The 13,560-nt window shown below is 60.9% G+C and carries 11 protein-coding genes and 1 pseudogene; 7 read left to right on the top strand and 5 right to left on the bottom strand.

The genetic code is table 11. From position 1 onward, the window contains the following. Window positions 1-206: 206 nt before the first annotated feature. Both BFP96_RS00680 and BFP96_RS00675 read right to left on the bottom strand, forming a co-directional pair. A complete protein-coding gene (locus BFP96_RS00680; RefSeq protein WP_065935386.1) occupies window positions 207-1,700 on the bottom strand; it encodes a CoA-acylating methylmalonate-semialdehyde dehydrogenase in 1,494 nt (497 codons plus the stop codon). A 39-nt stretch (window positions 1,701-1,739) separates the two neighbouring features. Continuing rightward, the gene (locus BFP96_RS00675) at window positions 1,740-3,089 is read right to left on the bottom strand and encodes an aspartate aminotransferase family protein (RefSeq protein WP_065935385.1); all 1,350 of its coding nucleotides are present in this window, start codon (window positions 3,087-3,089) and stop codon (window positions 1,740-1,742) included. A gap of 126 nt (window positions 3,090-3,215) precedes the next feature. Here BFP96_RS00675 and BFP96_RS00670 point away from each other — a divergent pair, with 126 nt between their 5' ends. The 6 genes from BFP96_RS00670 (at window position 3,216) to BFP96_RS00645 (ending at window position 9,272) form a co-directional block, all read left to right on the top strand. Then, window positions 3,216-4,136 (top strand): LysR family transcriptional regulator, encoded by a 921-nt coding sequence (locus BFP96_RS00670; RefSeq protein WP_065935384.1) that lies wholly within the window; start codon window positions 3,216-3,218, stop codon window positions 4,134-4,136. Window positions 4,137-4,223: 87 nt separating this feature from the next. Next, complete coding sequence (locus tag BFP96_RS00665; protein WP_065897925.1) at window positions 4,224-5,618, top strand: uracil-xanthine permease family protein; 1,395 nt, start codon at window positions 4,224-4,226, stop codon at window positions 5,616-5,618. Window positions 5,619-5,705: 87 nt separating this feature from the next. Next, window positions 5,706-6,365 carry a TetR/AcrR family transcriptional regulator gene (locus BFP96_RS00660; RefSeq protein ID WP_065886509.1) on the top strand — a complete coding sequence of 220 codons (660 nt, stop codon included), beginning with the start codon at window positions 5,706-5,708 and terminating at the stop codon, window positions 6,363-6,365. 12 nt (window positions 6,366-6,377) lie between these two features. Further along, entirely contained in the window at window positions 6,378-6,959 is a 582-nt protein-coding gene (locus BFP96_RS00655) for an IMPACT family protein (RefSeq protein WP_065894623.1), read from the top strand. 57 nt (window positions 6,960-7,016) lie between these two features. Then, window positions 7,017-7,703: an SDR family oxidoreductase gene (locus BFP96_RS00650; RefSeq protein ID WP_057726414.1), complete on the top strand. Its 687-nt coding sequence runs from the start codon at window positions 7,017-7,019 to the stop codon at window positions 7,701-7,703. Window positions 7,704-7,913: 210 nt separating this feature from the next. Further along, complete coding sequence (locus BFP96_RS00645) at window positions 7,914-9,272, top strand: 8-oxoguanine deaminase (RefSeq protein ID WP_065886507.1); 1,359 nt, start codon at window positions 7,914-7,916, stop codon at window positions 9,270-9,272. Window positions 9,273-9,347: 75 nt separating this feature from the next. Here BFP96_RS00645 and BFP96_RS00640 read toward each other — a convergent pair whose 3' ends face one another. Next, complete coding sequence (locus BFP96_RS00640; protein ID WP_065897928.1) at window positions 9,348-10,439, bottom strand: calcium:proton antiporter; 1,092 nt, start codon at window positions 10,437-10,439, stop codon at window positions 9,348-9,350. A gap of 193 nt (window positions 10,440-10,632) precedes the next feature. Between BFP96_RS00640 and BFP96_RS00635 the strand changes: the two genes are divergently transcribed. After that, on the top strand, window positions 10,633-11,586 hold the full coding sequence (locus BFP96_RS00635) for an adenosine deaminase (protein ID WP_043051475.1): 954 nt from the start codon (window positions 10,633-10,635) through the stop codon (window positions 11,584-11,586). A gap of 139 nt (window positions 11,587-11,725) precedes the next feature. On the opposite strand, the gene BFP96_RS00630 is transcribed toward BFP96_RS00635, so the two are convergent. Continuing rightward, entirely contained in the window at window positions 11,726-13,096 is a 1,371-nt protein-coding gene (locus tag BFP96_RS00630; protein WP_065935383.1) for an MFS transporter, read from the bottom strand. 84 nt (window positions 13,097-13,180) lie between these two features. Continuing rightward, window positions 13,181-13,560 (bottom strand): annotated as a pseudogene (locus BFP96_RS00625) (transcriptional regulator); the annotation flags it as partial.

Genomic DNA, 13,560 nt, shown 5'->3' with positions numbered 1-13,560 from the left:
TGAACTGAAGCAACCTGCCGCCGAAACTCATTTAACTCATTGTTTACCAAGGAGTTTTCCGTTTCGACTGCGCCGGAAGTGGGGCGAATTATAGGCGCACAGAATCTGCCGTCAACCTCCTTTTTCACATTTCTGTCATATAAGTCAAAAAACCCCGGAAAACGCGAAGGCCGGCCCCAAGGGGCCGGCCTTCCACTTATCCCGCCTTACAAACTGGGGAAAGCAAACTGCGAGGATTCATGACTGGCCCGCTGCGGCCAACGCTGGGTGATCGCCTTGCGACGGGTATAGAAACGCACCCCATCCGGCCCATAGGCGTGCAAGTCGCCAAACAGCGACCGCTTCCAGCCACCAAAGCTGTGATAAGCCACGGGCACCGGCAAAGGCACGTTAACCCCCACCATGCCCACTTCGATTTCATCACAGAACAGGCGCGCCGCCTCACCGTCACGGGTAAAGATGCACGTACCGTTGCCGTACTCATGGTCGTTGATCAACTGCATCGCCGCTTCCAGGCTGTCCACACGCACCACGCACAACACCGGCCCGAAGATCTCTTCTTTATAGATGCGCATCTCGGGGGTCACGCGATCGAACAGGCTGCCACCGAGGAAGAACCCGTCTTCATGTCCGGCGACGCTCAAGCCGCGACCGTCAACAACCAACTCGGCGCCCGCCGACACGCCCTCTTCTATATAGCCGCTGACCTTATCCCGCGCCTGCCCCGTCACCAGCGGGCCCATATCCAGGCCACAGGTGGTGCCCGCACCGATCTTCAGCGCCTTGACCTGCGGTACCAGCTTGGCAATCAACGCATCCGCCACCTGGTCACCCACACACACCGCCACCGAGATCGCCATGCAGCGTTCACCGCAGGAGCCATACGCCGCGCCCATCAAGGCGCTGACGGCGTTATCCAGGTCCGCGTCCGGCATCAGCACGGCATGGTTCTTCGCGCCACCCAGTGCCTGCACGCGCTTGCCGCGCTTGGTCGCCTCGGAATAGATGTACTCGGCAATCGGCGTCGATCCTACAAAGCTCAGCGCTTTTACCTCGGGCGCCTCAATCAATGCATCCACTGCGCCCTTGTCACCATGCACCACGCTCAGCACACCTTTGGGCAGACCCGCTTCCTGCAACAATTGCGCGATCAGCAACGTCGAACTCGGATCACGCTCCGACGGTTTGAGGATGAAACAGTTACCGCACACAATCGCCAGCGGATACATCCACAACGGCACCATCGCCGGGAAGTTGAACGGCGTAATGCCCGCCACTACGCCCAGCGGCTGGAAATCCGACCAGGCATCAATGTTCGGGCCGACGTTGCGGCTGTATTCGCCTTTGAGAATCTCCGGCGCCGAGCACGCGTATTCAACGTTCTCGATTCCGCGCTTCAACTCACCGGCGGCATCCTCCAACGTCTTGCCGTGCTCTTCGCTGATCAGCTGCGAGATACGCGCTTCGTTCTGCTCCAGCAACTGCTTGAAACGAAACATCACCTGCGCCCGTTTGGCCGCAGGCGTGTTACGCCAGGCCGGGAACGCCGCCTTGGCCGAGTCGATCGCCTGTTGAATGGTTTCGCGACTGGCCAATGGCACCTGGTGAATGACCTGGCCGGTGGACGGGTTGTACACATCGGCGCTACGACCGCTGTCATTGACCAATTCACCGTTGATCAAATGCTGGATAAGGCTCATGCAGGGCTCCTGAAAAGTTGTTCTATATAGAAGGAGAAATCAGTCGATCTTGTTCAGCACTTCACCGACCGCATCGAACAGGCGATCCAGGTCCTGCGGCTTGCTGTTGAAGGTTGGCCCGAACTGCAGGGTGTCACCGCCAAAGCGCACGTAGAAACCGGCTTTCCACAGCGCCATGCCGGCCTCGAACGGACGCACGATGGCATCCCCGTCACGCGGCGCAATCTGGATGGCTCCGGCCAGGCCGTAATTACGAATATCAATCACGTTCTTGCTGCCCTTCATGCCATGCAGCGCATTCTCAAAGTGCGGTGCGACATCGGCTACGCTCTGCACGAGGTTTTCCTTTTGCAGCAGGTCCAGTGCCGCGAGGCCGGCCGCGCAGGCCACCGGGTGCGCCGAGTAGGTGTAGCCATGGGGAAACTCCACCGCGTATTCCGGCGTCGCCTGGTTCATGAAGGTGTGATAGATCTCGCTGCTGGCAATCACCGCGCCCATCGGAATGGCGCCATTGGTGACTTGCTTGGCAATGCACATCAAGTCCGGGGTCACGCCAAAGCTGTCGGCGCCGAACATCGAACCGGTGCGCCCGAAACCGGTGATCACTTCGTCGAATACCAACAGGATGTTGTGCTGATCGCAGATCTCGCGCAGACGCTTGAGATAACCCTGTGGCGGCACCAACACGCCTGCGGAACCGGCCATCGGCTCGACAAACACCGCAGCGATGTTCGACGCGTCATGCAGTTCGATCAGCTTGAGCAACTCATCGGCCAATGCGATACCGCCCTGCTCCGGCATGCCACGGGAGAAGGCATTGCTCGCCAGCAACGTATGCGGCAGGTGGTCGACGTCCATCATCGACTGACCAAACAGCTTACGGTTACCGTTGACGCCGCCCAGGCTGGTACCGGCAATGTTCACACCGTGATACCCACGGGCGCGGCCGATCATCTTGGTCTTGGTGGCCTGGCCCTTCAGGCGCCAGTAGGCGCGCACCATCTTCACGGCGGTATCGGCGCACTCGGAGCCGGAGTCGGTGAAGAACACATGGTTGAGGTTGCCAGGGGTCAGGTCGGTAATCTTTTCCGCCAGTTGAAAGGACAACGGATGACCGTATTGGAAGCCCGGAGAGTAGTCCAGGGTGCCCAACTGCCGGGCCACCGCTTCCTGGATTTCCTTGCGCGTATGCCCGGCGCCGCAGGTCCAAAGGCCCGACAGCGAGTCGTAGACCTTGCGCCCCTTGTCATCCGTCAACCAGCTGCCCTCGGCGGCCACGATCAGGCGCGGATCGCGCTGAAAATTACGGTTGGCGGTATAAGGCATCCAATGAGCATCCAGCTTGAGTTGGCTGGCCAGGGATGATGGGGCGTTTTCCGGCATGTTCATCAGCAAAACCTCGCAAGGCAAAGGTAGCGTCGGGATTGAAAAAAGCGTAGTTGCAGCTAAATTGCCACGGGGATAAAGTCGGTGAAATCCAACTCTTCTAACCTTCAGTCAGGACTTCACTAAACTATGAGCAGCCGTCGCCCCGACCCCCTGGCCCAGGTCAGCGACTTTGATATCCGCCTGCTGCGCATCTTTCGCAGCGTGGTGGAGTGTGGTGGCTTTTCCGCTGCGGAAACCGTACTGGGGATTGGCCGTTCGGCCATCAGCCAGCAAATGAGCGACCTGGAACAACGCCTCGGGCTGAGGCTCTGTCAACGCGGCCGCGCGGGGTTCTCGCTGACGGAAGAAGGCCGCGAGGTCTATCAGTCGGCGTTGCAACTGTTGAGTGCGCTGGAAAGTTTTCGCACCGAAGTCAATGGTCTGCACCAGCACTTGCGCGGAGAGCTGATCATCGGCCTGACCGATAACCTCGTCACCCTGCCCCATATGCGCATCACCCACGCCCTGGCGCAATTGAAGGAACGTGGCCCGGACGTGCAGATTCAAATCCGCATGATCGCCCCCAGTGAAGTCGAGCAAGGTGTCCTCGACGGCCGTCTGCATGTCGGCGTGGTGCCCCAGGCCAGCGCATTGTCGGGCCTGGAGTACCAACCGCTGTACAGCGAGCGCTCGCTGCTTTATTGCGCGGTCGGGCATCCACTGTTTTATGCCGACGACAAGCAACTGGACGACGCGCGCCTCGACAGCCAGGACGCCATCGCCCCCACCTTCCGCTTGCCCGCCGAGATCCAGGCCCATTACCAGGCGCTCACGTGCACCGCCAGCGCCTCGGACCGTGAGGGCATGGCGTTCCTGATCCTCACCGGGCGCTATATCGGCTACCTGCCCGACCATTACGCCAACCTTTGGGTACAACAAGGCCGACTGCGCGCGCTGAAAGCGGCTACACGGTTTTACGATTTGAGCCTGGCATCGGTCACGCGCAAGGGCCGTCGCCCCCATTTGGTGCTGGAAAGTTTTCTGGAGAGCCTGGCGGCAACGCGCTAACACGGGCTCTGCACAAAAAGCTGAGCAGGTGGACAGTTTTTTGCAAGGCACAAGGACCTTGAACCGTCCGCCCCGAGTTGACCCGCCATGCCACCAGAATCCTCCAGCCCCAACGACTTGATCTACGGCCTCGATGATCGCCCCAAACCACTGCCCGCCCTGCTGGCCGCCCTGCAACATGTGCTGGCCGCGTTCGTCGGGATCATCACGCCGCCCTTGATCATCGGTTCCACCCTGGGCCTCACCGCGCACCTGCCCTACCTGATCAGCATGGCGCTGATGGTCTCCGGCGTCGGCACCTTCATCCAGGCGCGCAGGCCGTTCGGTATCGGCGCCGGGATGATTTGCCTGCAAGGCACCAGCTTTGCGTTCCTGGGCGCGGTGCTCTCCGCCGGCTTCCTGGTCAAGCAACGCGGCGGCAGCCCTGAGGACATCCTGGCGATGATTTTCGGCGTGTGCTTTTTCGGCGCCCTGGTGCAGATCGTGCTGAGCCGGTTTATCGGCCAGCTGCGCCGGGTCATCACGCCCCTGGTGACCGGGATCGTGATTACGCTGATCGGCATCAGCCTGATAAAAGTCGGCATCACCGATCTGGGCGGCGGGTTCAACGCCCCCGACTTTGGCGCCCCCATCAACCTGGCCCTGGGCCTGTTCGTGGTGCTGACGATCATCCTGCTCAACCGCTCGAACACGCCCTGGGTACGCCTCTCGGCCATTATCATCGGCCTGGCGCTCGGCAGCCTCGCCGCGTGGTTCAGTGGCAAGCTGGTGCCCCAGGCATTACCCGACGTGCCTCTGATCAGCCTGCCCGTGCCGTTTCGCTTTGGTTTCAACTTCGATTGGAGCGCCTTCCTGCCCATCGCGCTGATTTATCTGATCAGCAGCATCGAAACCGTCGGAGACCTCACCGCCAACTGCATGATCGCCCGCCAACCCATCAGCGGTGCGTCTTATATAAGCCGACTCAAAGGCGGCGTGCTCGGGGATGGCGTCAGTTGCATGATCGCCGCCACGTTCAGCGCCTTCCCCAATACCACCTTCGCGCAAAACAACGGGGTGATCCAACTTACCGGCGTGGCCAGCCGTCATGTCGGCTTGTACATCGGCGTGGTGCTGGTATGCCTTGGGTTGTTTCCCATGATCGGCGCGGTGTTGCAGCAAATCCCCAAACCGGTGCTGGGCGGTGCGACCCTGGTCATGTTCGGCAGCGTCGCCGCAGCCGGTGTGCGCATCCTGGCCCAGGCGCCACTGGATCGACGCAGCATGCTGATCATCGCCACCTCCTTCGGTGTCGGCCTGGGCATCGCCGCTCAGCCCAACCTGCTGCACCTGATGCCAACCCTGGTGCAGAACCTGTTCGACTCCGCCATCACCAGCGGCGGGCTGACTGCCATTGTGCTGTGCCTGCTGTTACCCGAGGCCAAAACCGTCCACGCCGTTACAAACCCCACGCCCGAAAGCGACTCCCTGGAATCGCTTTGACGGTTTTATTGCATCAACACTTGTCTGAGGCTTGAGGGTGGGTTATCTGTGCACACGTCGCCCCCATCGATCAGCACGGAAACCTCCATGAGCCTCGAAGTTCCTGCCCACAGCAACCACGCCGGTAAACCCGCCAGCCGCATTCGGCAAAAGAACGAACAAGCGATTCTCCAGGCGGCTGAGGATGAATTCGCGCGCCATGGCTACAAGGGCACCAGCATGAACACCATCGCGGCGAGTGCCGGGCTGCCCAAAGCCAACTTGCACTATTACTTCACCAACAAACTGGGCCTGTACATTGCGGTGCTCAGCAATATTCTCGAATTGTGGGACAGCACGTTCAACGCGCTGACCGCCGAGGACGACCCGGCCGTGGCCCTCTCCCGGTACATCCGCACCAAGATGGAGTTCTCGCGACGCCAGCCACAGGCCTCGCGGATCTTCGCCATGGAGATCATCAGCGGCGGCGAATGCCTCACCGAATATTTCAGCCAGGACTACCGCGCCTGGTTCAGCGGCCGTGCAGCCGTGTTCCAGGCCTGGATCGATGCTGGCAAGATGGACCCCATCGACCCGGTGCACCTGATCTTCCTGCTGTGGGGCAGCACCCAGCACTATGCCGACTTCGCCACCCAGATCTGCCGCGTCACCGGTCGCACCAAGCTGACCAAGCAGGACATGGAGGACGCCGGCACCAATCTGATCCACATTATTCTCAAAGGCTGCGGCATCAAGCCGGCCCCCTGAACGAAGCGACTTATGCCATTCACGCTCACAGGCTTTTGCGAGTTTCGTGAAGAAATACGCAAAAGCCGCTTTATCACCCTGGCGGCGCCGATTACCAGCGCGCATGACGCCCAGGCGTTTATCGAGCAGCACAGCGACCTCAACGCGACGCACAACTGCTGGGCCTGGAAACTGGCCGACCAATACCGCAGCAACGACGACGGCGAACCCGGCGGCACCGCCGGGCGGCCGATCCTGGCGGCCATCGAGGCGCAAGGGTTTGATCAGGTCGTGGTGCTGGTGATTCGCTGGTACGGCGGGATTCAACTGGGCACCGGCGGTCTCGCCCGTGCCTACGGCGGCGGCGCAAATAAATGCCTGCAGAATGCCGAGCGCATCGAGCTGATCAGTCGTGTACCGCTGAGGTGCGCCTGCGGTTTCTCCGAATTGAACCTGCTGAAGCTGCGCGTTGCCGAACTGGACGGGCTGATCGTGGAAGAAACCTTCACCGCCAACGGCGTGGAGCTGCAACTGGCCCTGGGCGAAGCCCACATCGACACCTTGCAAACCCAGCTCGCCGACCTGAGCCGGGGACGTATCCTGCTGCAACGCTGAAACTGCTACTGTTGCTCACTGCAACTCCCTGAACCGCGACTCCAAAGGAAGCTTTTCATGTCTACGCCAAAAACCGCACTGATCATCGGCGCCTCGCGCGGGCTGGGCCTCGGCCTGGTCAAGCAACTGCTCCAGGACGGCTGGGACGTGACCGCCACCGTGCGTGACCCGAACAAGGCCGACGCCCTGAAAGCCGTGGGCCCGGTGCAGATCGAAAAACTCGACATGGACGATCAGCAAGCCGTTATCGCCCTGGCCCAACGCCTGAAAGACCGCACCTTCGACCTGCTGTTCGTCAATGCCGGCGTCAAGGGCCCCGCGAACCAGGAGCCGGGGCACGCCACCCTGGCGGAAGTCGGCCAACTGTTTTTCACCAACGCCGTGGCCCCGATCAACCTGGCCCAGCGTTTTGTCGGGCAGATCCGCAAGGACACCGGCGTGCTGGCCTTCATGAGTTCGGTGCTGGGCAGCGTCACCATTCCCGACGGTTCGGACATGGCGCTGTACAAGGCCAGCAAGGCGGCGCTCAACTCCATGACCAACAGCTTTATCACCCAACTGGGCGAGCACAAGCCGACGGTGTTATCGCTGCACCCGGGCTGGGTGAAAACCGACATGGGTGGCGAAAATGCGCACATCGACGTCGAGACCAGCGTGCGTGGCCTGGTGGACCAGGTAAATGCCTACACCGGCAAGGGCGGCCATCATTTTGTGGACTACAAGGGCGACACCATCGCCTGGTAATGGCCGCAACTGTAGGAGCGAGCTTGCTCGCGAAGAACGCCCAGGCACCGCGTTAAACCAGACTGCCCGCGTTATCGTTGACGATTTTCGCGAGCAAGCTCGCTCCTACAGCGTTAGACTGCCACCTCGCCTTCACCGGCGACCCTGGATCAGCAGACAGGGCAACACTGAGCTGGCAAACCTGAACCCATCATTCAGAGGAGCCGGCCAATGCCTGCGACCCGTATCTGGTTAAAAAATCCCCTCGCGATCTTCACCGCCAATGGCCTCGATGCCCGTGGCGGCCTGGTGCTGCAAGACGGCGTCATCACCGAAGTGCTGGCCCAAGGGCAAGCACCTGCACAACCCTGTGCGCAGGTGTTCGATGCCCGCGAGCATGTCGTCCTGCCCGGGCTGATCAACACGCACCACCATTTCTACCAGACCCTGACCCGCGCTTGGGCGCCGGTGGTCAACCAGCCGCTGTTTCCCTGGTTGAAAACCCTATATCCGGTCTGGGCCCGACTGACCCCGGAAAAACTCGCCCTGGCGTCGAAAGTGGCCCTTGCGGAATTGCTGCTCTCGGGTTGCACCACTGCGGCGGACCACCACTACCTGTTCCCCGACGGCCTGGAAAACGCCATTGATGTGCAGGTCGACAGCGTACGCGAGCTGGGCATGCGCGCCATGCTCACCCGTGGTTCCATGAGCCTGGGCGAAGCCGAGGGTGGCCTGCCGCCGCAGCAAACCGTGCAACAGGGCCAGGTCATCCTCGACGACAGCCAACGCCTGATCCGTGAATACCACGAGCGCGGCGACGGCGCGCAGATCCAGATTGCCCTGGCGCCCTGTTCGCCGTTTTCCGTCACCCCCGAAATCATGCGCGCCAGTGCCGAACTGGCCACCTCGCTCGACGTGCGCCTGCACACGCATCTCGCGGAAACCCTCGACGAGGAAGACTTCTGCCTGCAACGTTTCGGCCTGCGCACGGTGGATTATCTCGACAGCGTCGGCTGGCTCGGCCCGCGCACCTGGCTGGCCCACGGTATTCACTTCAACCCGGATGAAATCGCACGCCTGGGCGCTGCCGGCACGGGCATCTGCCATTGCCCGAGTTCAAATATGCGCCTGGCCTCCGGTATCTGCCCGACCCTCGACCTGCTCGCGGCCGGTGCCCCCCTCGGCCTGGGCGTGGACGGTTCCGCCTCCAACGACGCTTCGAACATGATTCTGGAAGCGCGCCAGGCTCTGTACATCCAGCGCCTGCGTTACGGCGCGGAAAAAATTACCCCTGAAGGTGTGTTGGGCTGGGCGACCAAAGGCTCGGCGCAGTTGTTGGGGCGTACGGATATTGGAGAGTTGGCGGTAGGAAAGCAGGCGGACCTGGCGCTGTTCAAACTCGATGAGTTGCGCTTCTCCGGCAGCCACGATCCCATTTCCGCACTGTTGCTGTGCGGTGCCGATCGAGCGGACCGAGTGATGATCGCGGGTCAATGGCGGGTAATCGACGGACAAGTGGAAGGCCTGGACCTGAAAGCTCTGATCGCCGATCACACCCGGGCGGCCCGTCAGTTGATCGCCGGAATCTAAACCAAGCACAGTCCAAAATGTGGGAGGGGGCAAGCTCCCTCCCACATTTGGTTTTATGGTGTACTTGAAATCGGGTTACAACCCCAGCAGCGACAGCATGATAAAGGTCGCGAACAGCACGAAATGCGTCATCCCCTCGATGGCATTGGTTTCGCCATCATTGAGATTGATCGCACTGACAATCAGCGTAATAAACACCATCACTGTCTGCACCGGCGTCATCGCCATCTGGAATGGCTGGCCGGTGTAAAGCGCCATGGCTTCCATCACCGGCACCGTCAGGATCACCGTCGACAGCGACGCACCCAGCGCGATGTTCACCACCGACTGCATGCGATTGGCCAAGGCGGCGCGCAATGCCGTCAGGATTTCCGGCGCGGCGGAAATAGCCGCCACGACGATCGCGGTGATCACCGGCGGGGCGCCCGTGCCCTCCAGGCCCAGGTCGAGGGTCTTGGACATCACCTCGGCCAACGCACCAATCACTATCACGCCAAACACCAGGGTGCCGATCGAGAACGCGAGGTTTACGGGCTGCTCGTGCTCTTGCTCGGTTGATTTCTTGCGGCGTTTTTCCGGGTAGCTGTAGCTGAAGAAATAACTGTGCGGGCCTACCTGCATTCTCAGGAACAAGGTGTAGAGCACCACCATCGCGCCGATGGTGAAGGCCGAGTAAATTTTCCAGTCGGCCTCGGGGATAAACTCCGGCACCACCATCGACACGCCCATGGCGGTTAGAATCATCACGCTGTAGGTGCGTGCAGAGTCGTCGTTGTAGGACTGCTCGCCATGCTTGATGCCGCCCATCAGCGCGGCCAGGCCGAGGATGCCGTTGATATCGAGCATCACCGCCGAATAGATAGTGTCGCGCACCAGCGTGGGTGAAGGCTCGTTGCTCATCATGATCGCCAGGATCACCACTTCCACCAGCACAGCGGCCAGGGTCAGGATCATGGTGCCGTAGGGGTCACCGACCTTTTCCGCCAGTTGTTCGGCATGGTGGGCCACGCGCATCGACGCCATCACGATAAACGCAATCAAGGCGAGACCGGCGAGCAACGCCACCATCTGCCCACTGTGGAGCATCCAGTGTTCCAGCGGGTAGGCGGCAATGGCGGCAATCAGTGCCAGCAGCATGAATTTTTCTTGCTTGAGAGAAGTGAGCATGGGGGGCCTTTATGTACGGCAAATCAGTCATCGTTGGGGTACAGACTGCGCCACGCCGCTAACGTTTCGTTACACCTTAGTTCACGTCGAACTTGATCGAATAAATCAAATACTCTCCTGCTGGTCAGGTTTTGCCGATTATTTCAGCCATGGCCTGTAGAATGCCGCCATTGCACCTGATGAGATTTTAGCTATGTACGATTGGCTCAACGCCCTGCCCAAGGCTGAACTGCACCTGCACCTGGAAGGCTCGCTGGAGCCTGAACTGCTGTTCGCCCTGGCCGAACGCAACAAGATTGCGTTGCCGTGGAACGACGTCGAAACCCTGCGCAAGGCCTACGCCTTCAATAATCTGCAAGAGTTTCTCGACCTGTATTACAAGGGCGCCGACGTGCTGCGTACCTCCCAGGATTTCTACGACCTGACCTGGGCCTACCTGCTGCGCTGCAAAGCCCAGAACGTGATTCACACCGAACCCTTCTTCGACCCGCAAACCCACACCGACCGCGGCGTGCCCTTCGAAGTGGTGCTCAACGGTATCGCTGCCGCGCTCAAGGACGGCGAGCAGCAACTGGGGATTACCAGCGGCTTGATCCTCAGCTTCCTGCGCCACCTGAGCGAAGCCGAAGCGGAGAAAACCCTCGACCAGGCGCTGCCGTTCCGTGACGCGTTCGTCGCCGTGGGCCTGGACAGTTCCGAGATGGGTCACCCGCCGAGCAAGTTCCAGCGCGTGTTCGACCGTGCCCGTCACGAAGGCTTCCTCACCGTCGCCCACGCCGGCGAAGAAGGCCCGCCCGAGTACATCTGGGAAGCCATCGACCTGCTGAAAATCCAGCGCATCGACCATGGCGTGCGCGCCATCGAAGACGAGCGCCTGATGCAACGCATCATCGACGAGCAGATCCCGCTGACCGTGTGCCCGCTGTCCAACACCAAGCTGTGCGTGTTCGACGACATGGCCCAGCACAACATCCTCGACATGCTAGAGCGTGGAGTGAAGGTCACGGTGAACTCGGATGACCCGGCCTACTTCGGCGGTTATGTCACCGAGAACTTCCACGCGCTGTACACCTCCCTGGGCATGACCCAGGACCAGGCCAAACGCCTGGCGCAAAACAGCCTGGATGCGCGACTGGTAAAGCCTTGACCGCTATTTTTACTGAATGAATGAAGGCTAAATGTGGGAGGGGGCTTGCCCCCGATTGCAGTCTGTCAGACAGACATGTATTGACTGATACACCGCTATCGGGGGCGAGCCCCCTCCCACAGGGGTTTAATGTTGTCTGTCAGACTTCAGACAACTCCTCCAACGTCTTGCCCTTGGTCTCCATCCCAAACACCCACACCACCAGCGCCGCCACCGCAAAACACAGCGCGCCCAAGGCAAACACCCCGCCCTGCCCGGTTATTGGAAACACCAGCCCGGTGACCAGTGGCCCCAGCAACGACCCCACGCGACCAATCGCCGAGGCAAACCCGGACCCCGTTGCGCGCGCCGAGGTCGGATACAGCTCCGGCGTATAGGTGTACAACACCGCCCACATGCCAAACAAAAAGAACTGCATCAACAAACCGGTCGTAACCAGCAGTCCGACATTGCCGCCGAACACCGCGCTCTGCCCATACAAAAACGCCATCACCCCGCCGCCCAGCAACGTCACCACGCACACCGGCTTACGTCCCCAGCGCTCGACCAGCCACGCCGCCATCAGGAAACCGGGGATCCCGCCCAGGGAAATGATTACCGTGTAATACACCGATTGCGTCACGGCAAAGCCTGACTGCTGCAGCAACGCACTCAACCACGACGTCAGTCCGTAGAACCCGAGCAGGGCAAAGAACCACACGCTCCAGATCATCATCGTGCGTTGACGGTACTGAGCCGACCACAACTGCCGGAAGGCCGAGAAGAATGTGCCTGGCGTACTCGCCACCCGCGGCAAGGCAACAGGCTGCGGCAAGTCGGCGCCCCCGAGGGAGTCGCGCACCTTTTGCTCGATGCCCAGCAACACCTTGTCCGCCGCCTCGTGGCGCCCGGCCTGTTCCAGCCAGCGCGGCGACTCCGGAATAAAAAACCGGATGGCCAGCACAAATATCGCCGGCACCGCCAGCACCAGGAAGATGTCGCGCCAACCCACCACCGGCAGCAGGAAGTAAGACAGCACGCCGGCAGCGACAAACCCCAGCGGCCAAAAACCATCCATCAACGCGATATACCGCCCGCGCCGCTTTGCCGGAATCAGCTCGGACAACATCGACTGTGCGATTGGAAACTCCATGCCCATGCCAATGCCCAGCAGGATGCGAAACAGGGTCAGCGTCTCGACCGTCTGCGCCGTCGAGCACAAGTAACTGGCGACGCCCCACAACACGATGCTCCACTGAAATACCGGCTTGCGCCCGAAGCGATCAGCGAGCATCCCCGAGAGCGAAGCACCGACCACCATGCCGAAAAAACTCGAACTGGCCAGCAACCCGGCCTGGGCCGTACTCAGGCCGAACTCGGCTTTGATCGAGCCCAATAGGAACGTCATCATCGCCAGGTCCATGGAGTCGAAAAAAAACGCCAGGGCAATGATGATGAAAATGATTCGGTGGTAACCACTGATGGGCAACCGTTCCAGCCGCTCTGCTGCGCTATAGTCCTGCATCCCCATGCCCCACCCCCAAGTGTGAAAAACCCCTGGCCGAGTGTGCGGCATCGTCTGCCCTGGCGATTGCTGGATGCGACCTGACCGAAACTAGGAGCGACGCTCCTGCAGTGCGGCCAACCGGTTGATGTGCACAAGCCCGGCGTCGCTGACAGCCAAGGCCCGGGACTCGCCGATGGCACTCACCCAGTTCGACTGCAAAAACAGCCGCAACAGCCCGGCGCCAAGCGCACCGCCGACATGCGGTTGCTGCTGGCTCCAGTCGAAACAGTCACACACCAACGGCGACGAGAATGCCTGGATGAAAATACCCAGCTCCGCCAGATGCCGGGTGCCCTTGACCGTCACTTCGGTACGTTGTTCGTAGCGCTGGATCCAGCCTGCCTGCGCCATCCGTTGATACAGCCCGGCCGCCAGTTCACCGCCGAGATGGTCGTGGCACACGCGGGCGCGACGCACCAGCGGCGGGG

The sequence above is a fragment of the Pseudomonas sp. 34 E 7 genome (assembly GCF_900005715.1).
GTDB lineage: Bacteria > Pseudomonadota > Gammaproteobacteria > Pseudomonadales > Pseudomonadaceae > Aquipseudomonas > Aquipseudomonas orientalis_A.
The sequence above is the reverse complement of the archived record's forward strand: the minus strand, read 5'-3'. Positions and strand labels throughout refer to the sequence as shown.

Bases quoted from the DNA above. Each gene is read 5' to 3' on its own strand.
- BFP96_RS00680 (WP_065935386.1), bottom strand. From the start codon at position 1,700: ATGAGCCTTATCCAGCATTTGATCAACGGTGAATTGGTCAATGACAGC.
- BFP96_RS00675 (WP_065935385.1), bottom strand. From the start codon at position 3,089: ATGAACATGCCGGAAAACGCCCCATCATCCCTGGCCAGCCAACTCAAG.
- BFP96_RS00670 (WP_065935384.1), top strand. From the start codon at position 3,216: ATGAGCAGCCGTCGCCCCGACCCCCTGGCCCAGGTCAGCGACTTTGAT.
- BFP96_RS00665 (WP_065897925.1), top strand. From the start codon at position 4,224: ATGCCACCAGAATCCTCCAGCCCCAACGACTTGATCTACGGCCTCGAT.
- BFP96_RS00660 (WP_065886509.1), top strand. From the start codon at position 5,706: ATGAGCCTCGAAGTTCCTGCCCACAGCAACCACGCCGGTAAACCCGCC.
- BFP96_RS00655 (WP_065894623.1), top strand. From the start codon at position 6,378: ATGCCATTCACGCTCACAGGCTTTTGCGAGTTTCGTGAAGAAATACGC.
- BFP96_RS00650 (WP_057726414.1), top strand. From the start codon at position 7,017: ATGTCTACGCCAAAAACCGCACTGATCATCGGCGCCTCGCGCGGGCTG.
- BFP96_RS00645 (WP_065886507.1), top strand. From the start codon at position 7,914: ATGCCTGCGACCCGTATCTGGTTAAAAAATCCCCTCGCGATCTTCACC.
- BFP96_RS00640 (WP_065897928.1), bottom strand. From the start codon at position 10,439: ATGCTCACTTCTCTCAAGCAAGAAAAATTCATGCTGCTGGCACTGATT.
- BFP96_RS00635 (WP_043051475.1), top strand. From the start codon at position 10,633: ATGTACGATTGGCTCAACGCCCTGCCCAAGGCTGAACTGCACCTGCAC.
- BFP96_RS00630 (WP_065935383.1), bottom strand. From the start codon at position 13,096: ATGGGGATGCAGGACTATAGCGCAGCAGAGCGGCTGGAACGGTTGCCC.